Source organism: Nonomuraea sp. NPDC003707 (genome assembly GCF_053587055.1).
This window is the reverse complement of sequence record NZ_JBSFNK010000005.1, coordinates 535,428-554,785: the sequence shown is the minus strand read 5'-3', so window position 1 is coordinate 554,785 and position 19,358 is coordinate 535,428. Positions and strand designations below refer to the sequence as shown.

The window sequence follows — 19,358 nt, the reverse complement described above, 5'->3', positions numbered from 1 at the left end:
AGGCCTTGTGTCCCGGTACGACCGCTGGAACGCCATCCTCGAGCTGGTGGCCCAGGAGGGCAGACTGTCGGTGGAGGAGGCCAGCCAGGCGCTCGGCGTCTCCACGGCGACGATCCGGCGGGACTTCGACCAGCTGGCCCAGCAGCAGATGCTCATGCGCACGCGGGGCGGGGCGGTCGCGCAGAGCGTGAGCTACGACCTGCCGCTGCGCTACAAGACGGCCAGGCACGCCGACGAGAAGCACCGCATCGCGACGGCGGCGGCCGAGCTGGTGACGCCCGGCGCCGTGGTGGGGCTCAACGGCGGCACGACCACCTCGGAGCTGGCGCGCACGCTCGCCACGCTGTCCACGCTGGAGAGCGGGTTCACGATCGTCACGAACGCGCTGAACATCGCGGCCGAGCTGACCGTCCGCCAGCACGTCAAGATCGTGGTGACCGGCGGGGTGGCCAGGCAGCAGTCGTACGAGCTCATCGGGCCGCTGGCCACCGGGGTGCTGGAGCAGGTGACGCTGGACGTGGCGTTCCTCGGGGTGGACGCGCTGGACGTCGAGCTCGGCGCGTCGGCCCACCACGAGGGGGAGGCGAGCGTCAACCACCTGCTGATCAGCCGGGCCGCGCACGTGGTCGTGGTGGCCGACTCCTCCAAGATCGGGAAGCGGGCCTTCTCCCGGATCTGCCCGATCGGGCAGATCGACACGCTGGTCACCGACGCCCAGCTCTCCGACGCGCTGGCCGCGGAGCTGACGGAGGCGGGCGTGAAGGTCATCCGCGCCTGACCCCCCCGCGCCGTCGCCCGCCGCGTTACAGCCTGACCGCCCTGAGGGTAGGTATCGAGGCGCAGGCGACAAAGCCGTATCAGGGGGGGATATGACGCCGGGAAGGTTCGTGGCTCAGCTCGGGCCGGCGGAGCGGACCGCGGCCTTGGAGCGCATGGCCGGGGAGAACTTCGACGTGGTCGTGGTCGGCGGCGGCATCGTGGGCGCCGGGATCGCGCTCGACGCCGCGACCAGGGGGCTCGACGTGGCCCTGGTGGAGGCCAGGGACTTCGCCTCCGGCACCTCCTCGCGCTCCTCGAAGCTCATCCATGGGGGTCTGCGATACCTGGAGCAGCTCAACTTCGAGCTGGTGCGCGAGGCCCTGCGGGAGCGGGCGCTGCTGCTGCAGCGGATCGCCCCGCACCTGGTCAAGCCGGTGCCGTTCCTCTTCCCGCTGACCCACTACGTGTGGGAGCGGGTCTACGTCGGCGCGGGCGTGGCGCTCTACGACACGCTCGGCGCCGCGGCCGGGACCACCCGCGGCGTGCCGGGCCACCGGCATCTGTCCAGGTCGCGGGCGCTGCGGCTGGCCCCGGCGCTCAAGAAGTCCGCCCTCACGGGCGCCGTCCAGTACTGGGACGCGCAGATGGACGACGCCCGCTACGTGGTGAGCCTGCTGCGCACCGCCGCCACCTACGGCGCGCAGATCGCGCCGCGGGCGCAGGTGCTGGGGTTCCTGCGGGAGGGCGAGCGGGTCACCGGCGTACGCGTGCGCGACCTGGAGCTGGGCGACGAGCTGGACGTACGCGCCCAGCAGGTGGTGAACGCCACCGGCGTCTGGACCGACGACATCCAGGAGCTGGTCGGAGGCCGGGGCCAGATCCACGTACGCGCGTCCAAGGGCATCCACCTCGTGGTCCCGCGGGACCGGATCCACTCGCTGACCGGGATCATCCTGCGCACGGAGAAGTCCGTGCTCTTCGTGATCCCCTGGGGCCGCCACTGGATCATCGGCACCACCGACACCGAGTGGACGCTCGACAAGAGCCACCCCGCCGCCTCCCGCGCGGACATCGACTATCTGCTCGACCACGTCAACTCCGTCCTGTCCGTGCCCCTGAACCACGACGACGTCGAAGGCGTCTACGCGGGGCTGCGCCCGCTGCTGTCGGGCGAGTCGGAGGAGACCTCCAAGCTGTCCAGGGAGCACGTGGTGGCGCACCCGGTGCCGGGCCTGGTCATGATCGCGGGCGGGAAGTACACGACCTACCGGGTCATGGCCAAGGACGCGGTGGACGCCGTGGCGCACGGGCTCGACCAGCGGGTGCCGCGCTCGTGCACCGACCGCATCCCGCTCGCGGGCGCCGAGGGCTTCCAGGCGCTGTGGAACTCCAGGCACCGCATCGCCCTCACCTCAGGGCTGCACGTGGCCAGGATCGAGCACCTGCTGCAGCGCTACGGCTCGATGATCGACGAGGTGCTGGAGCTGATCGAGCACGAGCCGTCGCTGGGCAGGCCGCTGTCGGGGGCCGACGACTATCTGCGCGCCGAGATCGTCTACGCCGCCACCCACGAGGGGGCCAGGCATCTCAACGACGTGCTGACCCGGCGTACGCGCATCTCGATCGAGACCTTCCACCGCGGCCTGGCCGTGGCGCAGGAGGCCGCCGAGCTGATGGCGGGGCCGCTCGGCTGGGACAGCGAGCAGGTGAAAAGGGAGGTGGAATACTACACAAAGCGTGTCGAGGCGGAGCGCCGCTCGCAGGAGCAGGTCTCCGACCAGGAGGCCGACGCGATCAGGCTCGGCGCGCCGGAGATCGTCCCCGTCGTCGCCCCGGAGCAGCCCTCATGAGCGAGCGTAGCGAGCGAACAATTGGACACGCGAGCGACTCGCTCGTGCGACCGACGAAGGAGGGCGCATGAGCGAGCCGTCCAACCAGCTTTCCGACCCCCGCGCGCTGCTGGAGGGCTACCTCGACCACTATCGCGAGGAGATCCTGCGCAAGCTGGACGGGTTCCCCGAACCCGAGGTGAGCCGGGTGCCGTCGGGGTGGACGCCCGTGTCGATGCTCAAGCACCTGGCGTACATGGAGCGGCGCTGGTTCGTCTGGGATTTCGCGGGCGAGCAGGTCGAGGACCCGTGGAGCGACCGCGACGAGGACGACAGGTTCGTCGCGGCCGAGTCGTTCGAGGAGATCAAGGACTTCTACCTGGCGCAGTGCGAGCGGTCCAGGCAGGCGGTGGCGGGGGCGGGACTGTCCGACGTGGCCTCGCGGATCGGCCGGTTCCAGCCGCCCAAGGAGCCGCCGACGCTGGCGTGGATCATGTTCCACGTCCTGGAGGAGTACATGCGCCACGCCGGCCACCTGGACATCGCCCGCGAGCTGGCCGAGTCGTAAGGGGGAGGGGCGGCACGCGGCGCTGCGGGATCCGCGCACCGCCCCTATCCAGGATGGTCTGTCAGTACTGCGTGGCGTCGTGCACGTCGAGCAGGGGCTCCTTGACGCCGTCGCCGGAGTCGTCGGTCCAGTTGGAGTTACCGGTGGAGATCAGCTTGGTCCGTACGGCCAGCGAGCCCGCCCTGGTCGTCGGCTTGCGGGCGCCCGCGGTGAGGATGCCGGCTGCGCCCGCCACGTGGGGGCTGGCCATCGAGGTGCCGCTGATCGTGTTGTAGCCGCCGTTCATCCACGTCGAGTAGATGCAGGTGCCGGGTGCGGTGATCTCGACGGTGGCGCCGAAGTTGGAGTAGAACGCCGAGGTGTCGTCCTGGTCGGTCTCGCTGCGGCACGAGAGCGTGCTGCCGCCCGCGCCGCCGGCCAGGCCGTCGTTGTCGGTCAGCGCCGAGACGGTGACCACGTCGGGGTGGTTGGCGGGGAAGAACGAGGACGTGTTCGCGTGGTTGTTGCCCGCGGCCACCACGACCACGATGCCGGCGTTGACGGCCCTGGTGATCGCGTTGGTGATCGCGCTGCTCGTGCAGCCGTTGCAGCCCAGGCTCAGGTTGATGACCTCGATGGTGGAGGCGCGGGCCACCACCCAGTCGATTCCGGCGGCGATCCCGGCCAGGGTGCCGGAGCCGGCGGAGTTGAGCACCTTCACGGCGTGGATGCGGGCGCCGGGGGCGACGCCGACCGAGCCGATGGAGTTGTCGATCGCGCCGACGATGCCCGCGACGTGCGAGCCGTGGCCGTTGTCGTCGACGCCGGCGTTGTTCGTGCAGACGCCGGACACGCAGTTGGCGCGGGCGACCACGTTCAGGTCGGGGTGGGTGTAGTCGACGCCGGTGTCGATGACGGCGACGTCCGTGTCGATGCGCACGTCATCGGTGCCGTCGATGTCGAGGTTCGGGTTGCTGGGGCCGAAGATGCGCCGTACGCCGGTGGGCGTGGTCTGCGCGAAGGCGGTTACCTCGGCGTCGGGCTCGACGCTGAGGACGTTCGGGTTCCGCTTGAGCTGCTCGGCCGCGCTCGCGCTCAGGCGGGCGGTGTAGCCCTTGAACGCGTGCTCGTAGACGCCGACGAGCTGGCCGCCGGCCTGGGACACCTGGTCCTGGGCCGCGCTGCGGGGCGCCGCCCGCATGGTCGGCTTGAGTTCGACGATGTACGTCCCTTCCGCGGCCTGCGCGTCCTGCGTGGCGGCGGAGGCAGGCGGCGGCGCCATGGCTAAAGCCACGGCGCTGACGAGCAATGCGAGCAGGGGGGTGCGTGTTCGCATCGGCGTGAGCCCTTCCTGTGTCGCGGACCCAGGAGACCCATGTCATGACAAATCCACTGAGTCCGACATTACATGGTTAGTAAAGTTTTCATCAGTTGTCGGGTCCTGTCCATCGAAAAAGGTGCCAATTTCATACGAAATCAGCACCTTTTCTTGGGTGGATTTTTGTGCTCAGCGGAGCGGGATCCAGGCCTGTTGTGCCAGCGTGGCGGCGTCGTTGACCTGCATGCCGTCGTACGAGAGCGTCCAGATCGAATCGCCGATGACCAGCGCCCGCTCGATCCCGGCCTGGTACTCGTCCTTGGCCGGGTGCTTGATCATGCCGAGCTTCGTCACGCCCGAGTCGTCGATCTTCAGGACGAGCCCGCCCGACTCGTTCTGCTGGGTCAGCGGGATCACCGCCAGGCCGGTCTTGGGCCAGTACAGGAACGCGTGCGGGTCCCACTCGGCCGCCGAGCCCGAGTCCTTCTGGAACAGCTGCGACAGCCTGCGCGGGCCGGCCGGATCGCTCACGTCGAACAGCGACACCTGCGTGCCCAGCGTCCTGCCCTTCTCGCTGGCCTCCTGGCCGATGCCGATCAGCCGGCCCTCGGCGCCGGGGTGCAGGTACGCGGAGTAGCCCGTGATCTTCAGCTCGCCCGTCACCTTGGGCGCCGCCGCGTCGCGCAGGTCGAGCGTGTAGAGCGGGTCGACCTGCTTGAACGTGACGCAGTAGCCGACCGGGCCGATGAACCTGACCGAGTAGATCCGCTCGCCCTCGCCGAGGCCGCCGACCTCGCCGGTCTTGGCCATGGTGTCGGCCTTGAGCACGTACACGGCGCTGGAGCTGGTCTTGCCGTCCGGGGAGGTGAGGGTGGTGGCGACGCGCAGGTGGCCGTCGTACTCCGACAGCGAGTACTGGTTCAGCAGCCGGCCCGGGACCTTGCCCGAGGCCACGTAGGAGGGCGCGCCGGGCGAGCCGATGTCGAACCGGTGGACCTCGGTCTCCTCAGGCGGGATCGTCGGCTCCGGGCTGGGCGACGGGGTGTCCGGCACCGGAGGGCTCGTGGGCGTGGGCTCCACGGCCGGGGCGGCGTCCCCGGAGGACGGTGCGGTCGTCGGGGTCTCCACCGCCGGTTCGCTGATCACCACCGGCATCCACCAGCGCGGGTTGCTGGCCACGTAGAGGCTGCTGCCGGTGCCGTACACGATGTCGCCGTCGGCCGCCAGGCTGATCGGGTCGGTGCCCGCGGCGGTCACGCCCTGCGCCAGGTCGATGGTGTGCACGGTCAGCAGCGAGGTGCCGGTGTAGTCGGCCGGGTGGCTGATCCGCTCGCACTTCACCGAGTCCTTCTTGACGGTGCCGGACGCGTCGGTGATCTCGATCTTGGGGAGCCAGGCGTCCGCCGGGGCCTGCCGGACCGCGGCCTGGTTGCGCTTGACGCGCTCGGCCTCGGAGACGTCGTCCTTGAACTCGTGGAAGGCGATGTCCGGCTGGCTGCGGGTGACCAGCCTGACCGTGGAGCCGACCATCCTGGCGTCCACGTACGAGCCCTGCGGCTTGATCGTGCTCAGCACCTTGGGCTTGCCCGACAGGTCGACCAGCACGTACCTGGTGTCGCCCGGCGGGGCGAAGCCGGCCATCCGCTTGTACATGATGTCGCCGCCGCGCATCAGCACCAGCGCGCGGTCGCCCGAGACGAGCAGGTCGGCGGGCACGCCGGGCCCGTTCTCGCCCTCCGTCAGCTTGAGCGAGCCGGTGACCTTCCTGGTGGCTGTGTCGATGATCCGCAGGACGCCGTCCTTGACGGTGATGACCCGGTCGCCGTCCGTCTTGACCACGTCGGGCTCGTCCACGCCGGTCTCGTGCACGTTCGTCGTGGAGTGCTCGGGGGTGCTCGTCTTGGCGTTCGCGGTGACCGAGCGGGCGGAGTCCTCCATGGCGGCGAAGGGCAGCACGTTGTCGAACCCCCACGGGGTGACGCGCTGGGCGGCGTGCTCGCGCAGCCCGGACAGCAGGTCGTCGCAGCCGGTGTAGGCCACCAGGCGGATCGCGCCGAGCGAGCTCATCCTGGGCTTCGGCGGCGCGCCCGCGGTCGTGGAGGTGCAGGCGACCGCGGCGGTCGCCAGCGCCGCGACGGTCGCGGCCGTGCGGATCAGCGTCTTCATGCCCTCATGACGGCTGCCCCGGGCGGATGGTTCAGGAGCCCTTTTTCGGGTTGGCGGTGAAGACCGGGCTGAAGTCGATGTCGTCCGGCACCTCGAGCAGCTTGCGCACCAGTTTCCCGGTGAAGTCGACCACCTGGACCTCGTCGTCGGCGCCGTTGTCCTGCTCCCAGCAGTAGAGATGGCTCTCGTCGTAGAAGCCGAGGACCTTGTCGCACTGGGAGGAGAACTTACGCAGGCGCTCGCCCGACCTGGTGTCCCAGATGCAGTGGTCGCCGTCTCCGCCGTTGGGGCAGTTCGTGACGAACGTCTTGCCCGAGGGCGAGAAGAGGTCCTGCGTGCCGGCGGACAGCGTGCCGATCTCGCTCGCCGAGTTCGTGGCCTTGCCCAGGGCGTTGAAGAAGCGCAGGTTGCGGTTCTTCTCGTCGCCGTAGACGTTCACCGCGCCGTCCTCGGTGCCGTCGAAGCCGAAGGCCGTCTGGCGCACGGAGGTGTCGCTGACGTCGACCTGGGTGGCCTTCTTGGCGGCCACGTCCACGATGACGAAGCCCAGGTAGAGCCACTTGCTCCCGACCTTGCGCTCGGTGTTGAGCAGGATCTTCGAGCCGTCCCTCGACCACGCCCTGATGCTGCTGATCAGCGGCTCCTTGACGGTCTTGATCGTCGAACGGTCGCCCGTCTGCCGGTCGGTGAGGACGATGAAGTCGAAGTCGTCGGAGCTGTAGCTCCTGCCCCTTTCCGCGAGGTAGCGGCCGTCGGGGGAGGTCCTCGACTCCCAGTTGGCGGCGTACTTCGTGAACGAGCCGCGCAGCGACCCCCTGGCGTAGTCGATCCAGTCGTCCTTCTTCTTGTCGTAGATCTCGTAGGAGGTCAGCACGATCGCGTCGCCCGGGTCCTCGTAGAGGGAGATGTTCGCGCCGGGGAGCGTCTTCTTGATGCCCGGCCTCGGCACGGCCTGCTCGGTGGGGGCCGGGCTGGTGGTCGTCCTGCTCCTCGTCGAGGTCGTCGCCGGGGTTTTGGCCGGGCCGGCCAGCGTCGACGACTTGTCGACCTGGATGTAGACGACCACGCCGGCGAGGATCAGCAGCGCGACCGCCACCGTGATGCCGGCGACCAGCGGCGCCCTGCTCTTCCTCGGCCGCTGCTCGCCCCAGCTCGGGTGCGTGGGCTGGCCGTAGCCTCCGGGAGGCTGCCACGGCGGCTGGGGGGACGGGGCGACGGAGCCGGTGTGCGGGATCGGGCCGGAGTGCCCGCCGGGCCCGTACGGGATGGGGCCCGACGGCGGGACCGGGTGCGGGACCGAGTGTGGACCCGACGCGGGCCTTGGCGGCGAACCTGGCAGGGGACCGGACATGGGCCCCGACGGCGGCCCGGAGTATGGGCCGGAGTGCGGGCCCAGCGGCCCTGACGGCGGCGCGAAGGGCGACGGCGGCGCGGGGGCTGCCTCGGCGGCGGCCTGCGCGAGGAAGCCGGAGCCGGGCGCGGGCTGCGGCCCGGAGACGGGCGTGGCACCCGGCGCCGGGTGCCGCAGCAGCTGCATGATGACCTGCTCGGCCGTCGGCCGCTGCGCCGGGTCCTTGGACAGGCACGCGGCCACCACGTCACGCAGCTGCCCGTCGAGCATGCCCAGGTCGGGATGCTGGTTGAGGACGCGGTTGATCACCGCGGGCATCGTGTCGCTGCCGAACGGCGCCTGCCCGGAGGCGGCGAAGACCATCGCGCTCGCCCACGAGAACATGTCGGCCGCCGGGCCGACCGTGTGCCCCATGATCTGCTCGGGCGACATGTACGCCGGCGTGCCCACGACCATGCTGCTGATCGTGGAGGTGGCGTTCAGCGCCCTGGCGATGCCGAAGTCGATCACCCGGGGCCCGTCGGCGCCGATGATCACGTTGGCCGGCTTGAAGTCGCGGTGGACGATGCCGGCCTGGTGGATGGCGGCCAGCGCGGTGGCGGTGCCGATGGCCAGGCGGTGCAGGACGGTGCCCGTGCGCGGCCCGTCCTCCTGCACGACCCGGTGCAACGAGGGCCCCTCGATGAACTCGCTGACGATGTACGGCCGATCCTCCTCCATCCCGGTGCCGAGGACGGCGGCGGTGCAGAACGGCGCCACCTGCTGGGCCACCTGGACCTCGCGCATGAACCTCTCGGCGCTCACCTGGTCGCCCGACAGGTCGGGGCGCAGCCATTTGACGGCCACGCGGGAGTCATTGTGGCCTTGGGCGAGATAGACGACGCCCTGACCGCCCTCACCGAGCCGGCCGAGGAGATCCAGGCCCCCCAGCCGCTGTGGATCTCCGGGGCGTAGCGGAGCGAAGGTTGCCATGTAGGGATTCTGTCGCTACGGCGCGAATCCGCAAAAACTACCCGTGGGTAGCCGGGCGGAATATCCTTCTGGCATGCACGTGACGTCCAGCGGTAGGACACGGCACATCATCGCCCCCTTCACCGGCGAAACCCTCGCTGAGCTGCCCGTCTCGGACGTCGACGACGTCCGCAGGGCGTACGAGAAGGCCAGGGCCGCCCAGGAGGAGTGGGCGCGCAGGCCCGTGGCGGAGCGGGCGAGACCGTTCCTGCGGCTGCACGACGCGATCCTCGACCGGCGCGCCGAGATCCTCGACATCGTCCAGGACGAGACGGGAAAGGCCCGCAAGCACGCCTTCGAGGAGGTGCTCGACGTCGCGGGCTGCGCTCTCCACTACGCTCGCCGGGCGCCCGGCCTGCTCGCGCCGCGCGCCCGCAAGGGCGTCTTCCCCGGCGCCACCCGCGTCGTGGAGCTGCGCCGGCCCAAGGGCGTGGTCGCGCTGATCTCCCCGTGGAACTACCCGCTCGCGCTGGGCGTCACCGACGCGGTGCCCGCGCTGCTGGCCGGCAACGCGATCGTGCACAAGCCGGACACGCAGACCGCCCAGTCCACGCTGTGGACCATCGACCTGCTGGCCGAGCTGGGCATGCCGCGCGAGATCTGGCAGGTCGTGCTCGGCGAGCCGGCCGAGATCGGCGACGCGCTGCTGGACGACGCCGACTACGTGGCGTTCACGGGATCGACGCGCGGTGGCAGGAAGATCGCCGAGGAGGCGGCCAAGCGGCTCATCGGCTGCTCGCTGGAGCTCGGCGGCAAGAACCCCATGGTGGTGCTCGACGACGCCGACCTCGACGTGGCCGTCCAGGGGGCCATCCGGGCCTGCTTCACGAACGCCGGGCAGCTCTGCCTGTCGATCGAGCGCCTGTACGTGCACGCGTCCGTGTTCGACGCCTTCGCCGAGCGCTTCGTCGAGCAGGTCCGGGGCATGAAGCTGGGCGCGGGCCACGACTGGTCGGTGCAGATGGGCTCGCTCACCTCGCGGCGCCAGCTCGACACGGTCAGCGCGCACGTGGACGACGCCCTGGCCAAGGGCGCGAGGCTGCTGACCGGCGGCAGGGCCAGGCCCGACCTGGGCCCGCTGTTCTACGAGCCGACCGTGCTCACCGGCGTCGCCGAGGACATGGAGCTGTGCCGCAACGAGACCTTCGGGCCGGTGGTCGCGCTCTACCCGTTCACCTCCGAGGACGAGGTGGTCGAGCTGGCCAACGACACCATCTACGGCCTGAACGCCTCCATCTGGACCTCCAGCCTCCCGCGCGGCCGCGCGCTCGCAGCCCGCGTCAAGGCCGGCACGGTCAACATCAACGAGGGGTACGCCTCGGCCTACGCCTCCTACGACGCCCCCATGGGCGGTATGAAGGCGTCCGGGCTGGGCCGCCGGCACGGTTCCGAGGGCCTGCTGCGCTACACCGAGTCCAAGACCGTGGCCTCGCAGGCGGGCTGGCTGGGGTTCGAGCCGCCGTTCGGGCTGCCGTACGAGAAGTGGGCCGCCACCCTGGCCACCACGCTCAAGACGATGCGGCGGCTGCGCTTGAAGTGACGTCTACGCTGTAAACGTGAACGATCAGGGCACGGCCGGGCGCATCGTGGCCGTCGCGCGGCGGATCCTCCTGGAGGACGGCGCCGACGCGGTCAGCATGCGGCGCGTGGGCGACGCCGTGGGCATCACCGCCATGGCCATCTACCGCCACTACCCCAACCGGGACGCCCTGCTGCGCGCGGTCGCCGACCGCAGCGCCCGCGAGCTGGCCGAGTCATGGCGGCAGCGCTCTCCTTCGGGGACGTGGGACGAGCGGTGCATGGCCGCGCTGGACGACTTCCTCGACTTCGCGCTCGGGAGTCGGCATTTGTACCGGTTCCTGATCCTGGACGCCTGGGCGGGGGCGCGGCGCTTCCCGGAGGACTTCCGCGACGGGCAGGGGCCGCCGTTCAGCGTCGTCGCCGAGCTCGTGGAGGAGGGCATGCGTACCGGGCGGCTGCGCGAGGACGATCCCCTGGAGACGGCGATGACGATCACGTCGAGCGCGCAGGGGCTGGTCCAGCAGTACCTGAGCGGGCGGATCGGGATGGCCGAGGCCGACTTCCGCGCGCTCTGCCACCGGTCGACCGGACGGATCATCAACGGGCTCGTCGTGGAATAAGCCGTCCTGAGCCGGTGTCGTTGACGTCCATGGAGATTCGTTACCTCGGAGGGCCGACGGCGGTCCTGGAGATCGGCGGGGTGCGCCTGCTGACCGACCCCACGTTCGACGCGCCCGGCGACTACCCGATCGGGAACAGGGCGCTCACGAAGACCGCGGGGCCCGCCTCCGGCGCGGCCGAACTCGGGGCCGTGGACGCGGTGCTGCTCTCCCACGACCAGCACCCGGACAACCTCGACAGGGCCGGGCGGGACTACCTGGCGTCCGTTCCGCTGGTGCTCTCCACCGGGTCGGCGGCCGGGCGGCTGGGATCCTCCGTGCGGGCGCTGCCCAACTGGACGTCCGTCACGGTGGGCGACGGGCTGCGGGTGACCGGCGTCCCCGCCCAGCACGGGCCCGACGGGACCGAGCACCTGGTGGGCGAGGTGACCGGGTTCGTGCTCAGCGGTGACGGGCTGCCGACCGTCTACGTGAGCGGGGACAACGCCTCGCTGGACGTCGTACGGGAGATCGCCGGGCGGTTCGGCCCCGTGGACGTGGCGCTGCTGTTCGCGGGCGGGGCGCGCACGCCGCTGGTCGACGGCTACCTGACGCTGACCAGCGACGACGCCGTGACGGCGGCCGAGATCCTGGGGGCCGGGCACGTGGTGCCGCTGCACTTCGAGCACTGGGCGCATTTCACGCAGGGGCGGGACACCGTGGAGAAGGCGTTCGCCGGGTTCGGCGAACGGCTCCGGCTGCTCGCTCCGGGCGAAACCACCGAGATCCCCTGATCACGGCACCCGGATTCGCCGGCCGCCCGCCCGATCGGTCGGCTCGTGGCGAACGGCGCCGCCTGGCCCGCCCCGGCCTGGCAGAGTGGAGCTGTGAGCTGGAACGCGCGGGCCCTCGACGTGCTGGCGGCGGGGGAGCCCACCCCGCTGATCGACTTCCCGGTCCAGGCACCCGGGATCAGGCTGCTGCTGAAGGACGAGTCCGCGCAGCCGACCGGGAGCCTGCGGCACCGGCACGCCAGGGCGCTGTTCCGGCGGGCCATCCTCGACGGGCTGGTCGGCGAGGGCACGACCGTGGTGGAGGCCACGGGCGGCAACGCGGCCGTCGCGCAGGCCTGGTTCGCCCGGCGGCTCGGGCTGCCGTACATCGTGGTCATGCCGGGCGAGCGCAGCCAGGCGCGGGCCAGTGCGGTGGAGGCGCTGGGCGGGGAGTGCAGGTTCGTGACGCCGCCACTGGCGATCTACGACGCGGCGCGCGGGATCCCGGGCCATTTCCTCGACCAGTTCGGCCGGGCGGCCGAGCACGACCTGGGGGAGGAGCTGTTCGCCCAGGTGCGGCCCGACTGGGTGGTGACGGGCGCGGGCACGGGTGCCACCTCCGCCACGCTCGGGCGGTGGGTACGCGAGCACGACGTGCCCTGCCGGGTCGCGGTGGCCGATCCCGATAATTCGGCATATTTCCCGGGTTGGACGCTCGACGTGTCCGACTACGCGACCGGGATGCCGTCGCGGATCGAAGGCATCGGGCGGCCCCGCGTCGAGCCGGGGTTCCGGCCCGATCTCGTCGACCTCGTCATCCCGGTGCCCGACGCCGCGAGCGTGGCGGCGGCCCGGCACCTCAGGGCGGTCACGGGGCTCGCGGTGGGCGGCTCGTCGGGCACGGCGCTCTGGGCGGCGCTGGAGCAGGTCGAGCGCATGCGGGCCAGGGGCGAGACCGGCACCGTGGTGTCGCTGGTCGGAGATGCCGCCGACCGGCATCTGGAGACCTGTCACGATGACGCGTGGGCCACCGCGAAGGGGCTGGACGCCGGGCAGTTCGCCGATGAGCTGCGGCGCCGGGTCGCGCTCAGGCCAGGGGGTGGCTGACCCAGACGTTCGGCTCGACGTACACGGCGTGGTCCTGCTCCACGTCGCAGTGCACCGGGGTGAGCGCGCCGGGCACCTCCACCGGGCCAGGACGGTCGAACGGCAGGTCCGTCCACCGCCGCCACTCCGCCAGCGTGCCCGACACGACCATCGAGCGCGGCGCCACCTTGACGATCTTCCCGCCCACCCGCACGTGCACCCGTAACCAGGCGTCATGGGGCAGGCCGTCGGCGCGGGTCCTGAAGGCGTACTCGGCCATGGGGGTGCGCGGTTCGAGGTGCTTCCTGTTGGGCCTGACCGGCGCCACCAGCTCGCGGTATCCGAGGCCGGCGGCGCGCTCGCGCATGGCCGCGAGCATCAGGTAGGAGAGCCCCGTCCCCTGGAGGTCGCGGCGGACGGAGATCTCCAGGGCGGAGATGCTGTCGGGCCGCTCGCCGCGCTCGCGGGCCAGCCAGCCGTACCTGATCACGCCGTCCCACCCGTCGTCCGGCAGCTCGGAGCTCCCGGAGAGGAACGGCATCATGCACGCCCGCGCCGCCAGCCGTCCCGGCTCCTCCTCGGAGTCGGCCACCAGCACGTAGTCGGCGTAGGTCGTGGTGGCGAACGGATAGAACAGGTCCGCCATCGGGTCCTCGAGCACGAAATCGTGCCACGTATGGTCCATCTCGAACAGCGACGACGCGAACTCGGGACGCTCCGCGAGCGTCGTGATCCGGAGGGCCATGAGAATCATTCTCACATTACGGCCGACCGCTACGCACTTGTATAAAACAGGGCGAAAGGTGTGCGCTAGCGTCGGCCGCATGACAGAACTTGACGCCAGGCTGCGAGCCATCACCGACCTGTTCGTGGCCGAGGCGCGCGAGGGCGGCGGCAGGCACGAGTACGACGGCCGGATCCAGGACCTCTCGCCCGCGGGCGTGCGGTCCGGTCTGGCGCGGCTCGGCGAGGGGCCGCTGCCCGCGGACGCGCATGACGCCGAGCACCTACAGGTGTTCGAGGAGAGCCTGCGCACTCAGTTCGGCGAGCTGGAGCTGCACCGCAAGAACCCGCTGATCCATCTCTCGAACCTCGACCTCGCCTGCTACGACCGCGACTACGCCCCCGAGGAGGAGCGCGAGGCGGCCAAGGCGGCCCACCTCGCGCTCTGGCCCGAGGCGGTGGACCAGGCGCTCGCCTCGCTCGACCAGGTCCCCGCCCCCGTCGCGCAGTCCCTGCTCGCCGCGACCAGGGGACTGTCCGCCGGGGTCACCGACGAGGCCGCGCTCAAGGCGCACAGCCTGCTCGTGGCCCACGTCGAGCGGGCCGCGGCCGAGGGCGACCCCGACGCGGCGCTCGGCGGCGAGGCGCTGGCCAGGCTCATGGGCACGGCCGAAGGGCTGCCCGTCGACCTGGGCAGGCTCGCCGAGCGCGCCGACGCCGAGCGGGACCGGCTGATGGGCCTGCTCGCCGAGTCCTGCGCCAAGCTGGGGGAGCGGGACCGGGCGCCGCTGGACGTCGTACGGGAGCTGGTCAAGGACCATCCCGACCCCGACGGGGTCATCGAGGCGGCGCGGATCGGCACCGAGAAGGCCATCGCGTTCACCCGCGAGAAGGACCTCGTGCCCTACCACGACGGCGAGTGCCTGGTGGGGCTGGCGCCCGAGTCGCGGCGCTGGGCGATGGCCATGATGGCGTGGAACTCGCCCGGCGAGCCCGAGGGCCCGTCCTGGTACTACATCACGCCGCCGGACCCGTCCTGGCCGGAGCAGGACCAGGAGGAGTGGCTGGAGGTCTTCAGCAACGCGACGCTGCCGGCGATCAACGTGCACGAGGTCGCGCCCGGGCACTTCTCGCACGCCCGCGCGCTGCGGCGGGCCAAGTCGGACGTGCGCCGGCTCCTGCAGTCCCTCGCGTTCATCGAGGGCTGGGCGCACTACGCCGAGGAACTGTGCGTGGAGGAGGGCTTCGAGCCGGACGACCCGCGGTTCGAGATCGGCGTCTGGGTGGAGGCGCTGCTCCGCGTCACCCGGCTGGCCTGCGCGATCGGCGTGCACACCGGGCAGATGACGGTCGAGGAGGGCGCCAGGCGCTTCGAGTCCGACACGCACCTGGCCGGGCCGGCCGCGCTGTCGGAGGCCAGGCGGGCGACGTTCGACCCGACGTACGGGCGTTACACCTGGGGCAAGCTGCTCATCCTCGACCTGCGGGAGCGGGCGCGGGCGGAGTGGGGCGCGGACTTCAGCCTGCAGCGCTACCACAAGGCCCTGTTCGACCTCGGCTCGCCGCCCCTGGGCCTGATCGACCGCATCCTCTAGATCGCCCCCTCCCTTCTCAAGAAGGGAGGGGGTAGCGTCGGTCGCGAGCGAGGGGAGGATGATCCTGTGCGGGAGCTCTCCGGCAAGGTCGCCGTGGTGACCGGCGCGGCCAGCGGCATCGGGCGGGCGCTGGCGCTCAGGTTCGCGGCCGAGGGCATGGCGCTGATGCTCGCCGACGTCGATCCCGGCGGCCTCGCCGAGACGGCCTACCAGGCAGGCGACGGCAAGGTGCTCACGCAGGTCACCGACGTCTCCGACGCGACGGCCGTACGGCACCTGGCCAACCGCTGCTTCGGCGAGCTCGGCGCCGTGCACGTCCTCTGCAACAACGCCGGCGTCTTCCAGGGCGGCCGCATGTGGACCCGCGGCGAGGAGGACTTCGCCTGGCTGCTGGGCGTGAACCTGTGGGGCGTGCTCCACGGCATCCACGAGTTCGTCCCGCGCATGATCGAGCAGGACACCGAGGGGCACATCGTCAACACGGTGTCGGTGGCCGGGCTGTTCACCACGCCGGGATCGGGCGGGTACGCGGTCACCAAGTACGCCGCCATGGCCGCGTCCCAGGCCCTCGCCGAAGACCTGGCCGCCACGGGCGCCAAACTCCGGGTGACCGCGCTCTGCCCCGGCGCGGTCAGGACCCGCATCGCCGACTCCGAGCGCGTACGCCCGGCCGGTCTGGCCGCCACCCCCACCCAGGACGAGGCGGACGCGCAGGAATGGGTCGGCCGGGCGGCCGAGCGCGGCATCGAGCCGGCCGAGGTGGCCGGCCTGGTCGTGGCGGCCATCCGCGAGGAGCGGTTCCTGGTGCTGACCGATCCCCGGTACGCCGCCCGGCTGCGCCTGCAGACCGAGACCCTGCTCACCGGGAACCTGCCGCCCTACCAGTGACGTTCGTGCGCCAGCACCCGCACCACCGTGCCGCTGTGCGGCCTGACCAGCAGCCGGACGTGGTCGCCGGGCAGCACGTCCTGGTAGAGGCCCTGTGTGACCAGGAACGACCTGGCCTTCTCCGAGCTGCCGTCGTGCACGGCCACGTAGTAGGCGCACCTGCCGCTCGTCGTCTCGTGGTCCGGGTCGGCCACGGCCCAGTGCTTGACGACGTAACCGGAGACCTCCTGCCGTTTGGGGCCGGACGCGGCTGATCCGGGCGGCTCGATCTCGTCCCCGTGCCAGCCGCTGCCCGTGAAGATCCACTCCTGCCCGGGATCCGTCGGCTCGGCGTCCGGCCCGGCGATCTCCCGCCCGGCCGGGGTCAGCAGGAACCCCCGGCCCGCCATGAGCAGCCCCACCCCGGCCACGAACGACACCATCGTCGCGATCATCCCCGGCCACGACAGCCCGGCCGCGGAGATGGTGGCGTACCAGGGGATGAACAGCCCGGCGGCCAGGAGCACCGGAACGATCATGGTCGGCCAGCGCCGCCGCGCCAGGCCCAGGTCGATCGCGGTCTGCCGGGCCAGCGGGACCAGGCCGCCGTCCAGCTCGGCCCCTTCGGGCATGACCGCCATCACGGGCGCGTACGGCCGGCCCGCCAGGCGGGCGACCACCCGTTCCAGGACCCATCGCTCGTACGGGAGGAGCGGCTCCTGCCTCAGGGGCGCCAGCGAGAGGCGATCGTCCTCGATCGTCAGCCACCCGCGCCCGGCCAGCTCGAACAGCGCCGAGTGGAACACCTCCTGGGCCCGCATGCCGCGTAACAGCTCGACCACGGCCGGTGGCGTCTCGTGTCGCGGCGCCCGTCGCGGGCGGTCGCGGCTGGACACCTTGAAGGCGGCGGCCAGCGTGGCGGCCCACAGGGCCCACGCGGTCACCGGCCAGACAAGATCCATTGTTCTGTGTTAGCACGAGTGCCGGTGGCAGGCCAGGCGTAATGCACAAGGCCGATAGACTGTAGTCACCGCATTTCGCCTTTGGGGGGTTCTCACGGTGTCTGAATTCGACACAGTGCTGGTGGTCGACTTCGGCGCACAGTACGCGCAGCTCATCGCCAGGCGTGTGCGCGAGTGCCACGTCTACTCCGAGATCGTGCCTTCGACCATGCCGGTCGAGGAGATGATGGCCAAGAACCCCAAGGCGATCATCCTGTCCGGCGGCCCTTCCTCGGTCTATGCCGAAGGCGCTCCGCCGGTGCCGCACGGGCTGTTCGAGACGGGTGTGCCCACGTTCGGCATCTGCTACGGCTTCCAGGCCATGGCGCAGGCGCTGGGCGGCGAGGTGGCCCGCACGGGCGTGGCCGAGTACGGCGGCACCGCGCTGGACGTGCTCGAAGAGGGCGTGATCTTCGCCGGGCTGCCGGACGCCCAGACGGTCTGGATGTCACACGGTGACAGCGTCGCCGCCGCCCCCGAGGGCTTCACGGTGACCGCCTCGACGAGCGAGACCCCGGTCGCCGCCTTCGAGCACCCTGAGCGCGGCCTCTACGGCGTGCAGTTCCACCCGGAGGTGCTCCACTCCGAGCACGGCCAGGTGGTCCTCAAGCACTTCCTCGACGCCGCCGGCTGCCGCCCGTCGTGGACCATGCTCAACATCGTCGAAGACTCCATCGACGCCGTGCGCCGCCAGGTCGGCGACGGCCGCGCGATCTGCGCCCTGTCCGGCGGCGTCGACTCCGCGGTGGCCGCCGCGATCGTCCAGCGCGCCATCGGCGACCGGTTGACCTGCGTCTTCGTCGACCACGGCCTGCTGCGCAAGGGCGAGGCCGAGCAGGTGGAGCGCGACTTCGTGGCCGTCACGGGCGTGAAACTGCGCGTGGTGGACGCCGCCGACCGCTTCCTGAAGGCGCTGGAGGGCGTCTCCGACCCGGAGGAGAAGCGGAAGATCATCGGCCGCGAGTTCATCCGTGTCTTCGAGGACGAGCAGCGCGCCATCATGGCCGACGGACCGGTGGAGTTCCTGGTCCAGGGCACGCTCTACCCCGACGTGGTGGAGTCGGGCGGCGGCACCGGCACCGCCAACATCAAGTCCCACCACAATGTCGGCGGCCTGCCTGACGACCTCCAGTTCAAGCTGGTCGAGCCGCTGCGCGCGCTCTTCAAGGACGAGGTGCGCCGGGCCGGCGAGGAGCTGGGGCTCCCGTCCGCCATGGTCTGGCGCCAGCCCTTCCCGGGTCCCGGCCTCGGGATCCGCATCGTGGGCGAGGTCACCCGCGAGCGCCTGGACCTGCTGCGCGAGGCCGACGCGATCGCCCGCGAGGAGCTGTCCCGGGCCGGCCTCGACCGGCAGATCTGGCAGTGCCCCGTGGTGCTGCTGGCCGACGTGCGGTCGGTGGGGGTGCAGGGAGACGGGCGCACGTACGGGCACCCGGTGGTGCTGCGGCCGGTGACGTCGGAGGACGCGATGACGGCCGACTGGGCGCGGGTGCCTTACGACGTGCTCTCGCGCATCTCGACCCGGATCACCAACGAGGTTCGGGAGGTCAACCGGGTGGTGCTCGACGTGACGAGCAAGCCTCCGGGCACCATCGAGTGGGAGTAGTCCGCTAGCTGGGCCGGGGCGGGAGAGCTCGGGGCTCAGGGGGCTTTTCGGGGCTCAGGGGGCGATCGGGGCTTTTCGGGGCTCAGGGGCGGCCGGGGCTCGGGTGGTTTCCGGGCTCAGGCGGCGACCGGGGCGAGGGCGCCGATGGGGGCGTCGGTCTCGGCGCGGGCGAACACCGGCAGCTCGAACCAGATGGCCTTGCCGCGCGCCGTACGCTCGCCGCCCCAGCAGCAGGACAGCATGTCGACGAGGAACAGCCCGCGTCCGCTCTCCGCGTCCGCGTCGACGACCCGCATGTGCGGCAGGTCGGGGTTCTCGTCCTCGACCTCGCAGCGCAGCAGGCCGTCCTCGGCGGAGAAGCTGAGGCGGACCGGCCCGTACGCGTGCTCCAGCGCGTTGCCGACCAGCTCGCTGACGAGCAGCTCCGCGGCCTCCACCTGGTCGTCGAGGCCCCAGGCGGCGAGCTTGTCACGGGTCAGCCGGCGGGCATCGCACACCGAGCCGAGGTCAGGCGAGAGCCACCACGAGACCGTGCGGCACGTGGTCTGGCGGCGGCCGGTGACCGCGGTCAGGATGCTGCTCATCAGAAGCCTGTTCATGTCCTAC

The 19,358-nt window shown here is 71.3% G+C and carries 16 protein-coding genes; 10 read left to right on the top strand and 6 right to left on the bottom strand.

Translation table 11 applies throughout. The features are described from left to right. The first annotated feature begins 7 nt into the window (after positions 1–7). The 3 genes from ACWDRB_RS16470 to ACWDRB_RS16460 all read left to right on the top strand — a co-directional run bounded on the left by ACWDRB_RS16470 (position 8) and on the right by ACWDRB_RS16460 (position 3,156). Entirely contained in the window at positions 8–778 is a 771-nt protein-coding gene (locus ACWDRB_RS16470) for a DeoR/GlpR family DNA-binding transcription regulator (protein WP_350731073.1), read from the top strand. A 154-nt stretch (positions 779–932) separates the two neighbouring features. Continuing rightward, a complete protein-coding gene (locus tag ACWDRB_RS16465) occupies positions 933–2,609 on the top strand; it encodes a glycerol-3-phosphate dehydrogenase/oxidase (RefSeq protein ID WP_355191439.1) in 1,677 nt (558 codons plus the stop codon). Positions 2,610–2,676: 67 nt separating this feature from the next. Beyond that, entirely contained in the window at positions 2,677–3,156 is a 480-nt protein-coding gene (locus ACWDRB_RS16460; RefSeq protein ID WP_397371279.1) for a DinB family protein, read from the top strand. Positions 3,157–3,217: 61 nt separating this feature from the next. Here the strand turns inward: ACWDRB_RS16460 and ACWDRB_RS16455 are convergent, their stop codons facing one another. The 3 genes from ACWDRB_RS16455 to ACWDRB_RS16445 form a co-directional block, all read right to left on the bottom strand. Next, complete coding sequence (locus ACWDRB_RS16455; protein ID WP_397371280.1) at positions 3,218–4,471, bottom strand: S8 family serine peptidase; 1,254 nt, start codon at positions 4,469–4,471, stop codon at positions 3,218–3,220. A 171-nt stretch (positions 4,472–4,642) separates the two neighbouring features. Beyond that, positions 4,643–6,619 (bottom strand): beta-propeller domain-containing protein, encoded by a 1,977-nt coding sequence (locus tag ACWDRB_RS16450; RefSeq protein ID WP_449894557.1) that lies wholly within the window; start codon positions 6,617–6,619, stop codon positions 4,643–4,645. Between the two features lie 31 nt (positions 6,620–6,650). Further along, positions 6,651–8,942, bottom strand: coding sequence for a protein kinase domain-containing protein (locus ACWDRB_RS16445; RefSeq protein WP_449894555.1), 2,292 nt, complete (start codon positions 8,940–8,942; stop codon positions 6,651–6,653). A gap of 73 nt (positions 8,943–9,015) precedes the next feature. Here ACWDRB_RS16445 and ACWDRB_RS16440 point away from each other — a divergent pair, with 73 nt between their 5' ends. The 4 genes from ACWDRB_RS16440 (at position 9,016) to ACWDRB_RS16425 (ending at position 12,981) form a co-directional block, all read left to right on the top strand. Beyond that, complete coding sequence (locus ACWDRB_RS16440) at positions 9,016–10,521, top strand: succinic semialdehyde dehydrogenase (RefSeq protein ID WP_350731081.1); 1,506 nt, start codon at positions 9,016–9,018, stop codon at positions 10,519–10,521. A 16-nt stretch (positions 10,522–10,537) separates the two neighbouring features. After that, entirely contained in the window at positions 10,538–11,122 is a 585-nt protein-coding gene (locus ACWDRB_RS16435; protein ID WP_449894552.1) for a TetR/AcrR family transcriptional regulator, read from the top strand. A 29-nt stretch (positions 11,123–11,151) separates the two neighbouring features. Then, positions 11,152–11,895, top strand: coding sequence for an MBL fold metallo-hydrolase (locus ACWDRB_RS16430; protein ID WP_449894549.1), 744 nt, complete (start codon positions 11,152–11,154; stop codon positions 11,893–11,895). Between the two features lie 93 nt (positions 11,896–11,988). Continuing rightward, the gene (locus ACWDRB_RS16425) at positions 11,989–12,981 is read left to right on the top strand and encodes a PLP-dependent cysteine synthase family protein (RefSeq protein WP_449894547.1); all 993 of its coding nucleotides are present in this window, start codon (positions 11,989–11,991) and stop codon (positions 12,979–12,981) included. Here the strand turns inward: ACWDRB_RS16425 and ACWDRB_RS16420 are convergent. Then, positions 12,962–13,705, bottom strand: coding sequence for an N-acetyltransferase (locus ACWDRB_RS16420; protein ID WP_449894545.1), 744 nt, complete (start codon positions 13,703–13,705; stop codon positions 12,962–12,964). The two genes, ACWDRB_RS16425 and ACWDRB_RS16420, sit on opposite strands and share 20 nt — an antisense overlap. Before the next feature lie 79 nt (positions 13,706–13,784). Between ACWDRB_RS16420 and ACWDRB_RS16415 the strand changes: the two genes are divergently transcribed. After that, entirely contained in the window at positions 13,785–15,278 is a 1,494-nt protein-coding gene (locus ACWDRB_RS16415) for a DUF885 family protein (RefSeq protein ID WP_363962239.1), read from the top strand. A gap of 66 nt (positions 15,279–15,344) precedes the next feature. After that, positions 15,345–16,166 carry an SDR family NAD(P)-dependent oxidoreductase gene (locus ACWDRB_RS16410; protein WP_449894542.1) on the top strand — a complete coding sequence of 274 codons (822 nt, stop codon included), beginning with the start codon at positions 15,345–15,347 and terminating at the stop codon, positions 16,164–16,166. Here ACWDRB_RS16410 and ACWDRB_RS16405 read toward each other — a convergent pair. Continuing rightward, positions 16,157–17,107, bottom strand: a complete 951-nt coding sequence (locus ACWDRB_RS16405) for a hypothetical protein (RefSeq protein ID WP_449894540.1) — start codon at positions 17,105–17,107, stop codon at positions 16,157–16,159. The genes ACWDRB_RS16410 and ACWDRB_RS16405 overlap by 10 nt on opposite strands. A gap of 97 nt (positions 17,108–17,204) precedes the next feature. Between ACWDRB_RS16405 and guaA the strand changes: the two genes are divergently transcribed. Further along, positions 17,205–18,752 (top strand): glutamine-hydrolyzing GMP synthase, encoded by a 1,548-nt coding sequence (gene guaA / locus ACWDRB_RS16400; RefSeq protein ID WP_449894538.1) that lies wholly within the window; start codon positions 17,205–17,207, stop codon positions 18,750–18,752. A gap of 116 nt (positions 18,753–18,868) precedes the next feature. Here the strand turns inward: guaA and ACWDRB_RS16395 are convergent, their stop codons facing one another. Beyond that, entirely contained in the window at positions 18,869–19,351 is a 483-nt protein-coding gene (locus ACWDRB_RS16395; protein ID WP_449894536.1) for an ATP-binding protein, read from the bottom strand. Positions 19,352–19,358: the final 7 nt, after the last annotated feature.

Excerpts from the sequence above, each read along its gene's own strand:
- ACWDRB_RS16455 (WP_397371280.1), bottom strand. The coding sequence starts at position 4,471 with ATGCGAACACGCACCCCCCTGCTCGCATTGCTCGTCAGCGCCGTGGCT.
- ACWDRB_RS16445 (WP_449894555.1), bottom strand. The coding sequence starts at position 8,942 with ATGGCAACCTTCGCTCCGCTACGCCCCGGAGATCCACAGCGGCTGGGG.
- ACWDRB_RS16460 (WP_397371279.1), top strand. The coding sequence starts at position 2,677 with ATGAGCGAGCCGTCCAACCAGCTTTCCGACCCCCGCGCGCTGCTGGAG.
- ACWDRB_RS16395 (WP_449894536.1), bottom strand. The coding sequence starts at position 19,351 with ATGAACAGGCTTCTGATGAGCAGCATCCTGACCGCGGTCACCGGCCGC.
- ACWDRB_RS16420 (WP_449894545.1), bottom strand. The coding sequence starts at position 13,705 with ATGGCCCTCCGGATCACGACGCTCGCGGAGCGTCCCGAGTTCGCGTCG.
- ACWDRB_RS16450 (WP_449894557.1), bottom strand. The coding sequence starts at position 6,619 with ATGAAGACGCTGATCCGCACGGCCGCGACCGTCGCGGCGCTGGCGACC.
- ACWDRB_RS16440 (WP_350731081.1), top strand. The coding sequence starts at position 9,016 with ATGCACGTGACGTCCAGCGGTAGGACACGGCACATCATCGCCCCCTTC.
- ACWDRB_RS16405 (WP_449894540.1), bottom strand. The coding sequence starts at position 17,107 with ATGGATCTTGTCTGGCCGGTGACCGCGTGGGCCCTGTGGGCCGCCACG.
- ACWDRB_RS16430 (WP_449894549.1), top strand. The coding sequence starts at position 11,152 with ATGGAGATTCGTTACCTCGGAGGGCCGACGGCGGTCCTGGAGATCGGC.
- ACWDRB_RS16465 (WP_355191439.1), top strand. The coding sequence starts at position 933 with ATGGCCGGGGAGAACTTCGACGTGGTCGTGGTCGGCGGCGGCATCGTG.
- ACWDRB_RS16415 (WP_363962239.1), top strand. The coding sequence starts at position 13,785 with ATGACAGAACTTGACGCCAGGCTGCGAGCCATCACCGACCTGTTCGTG.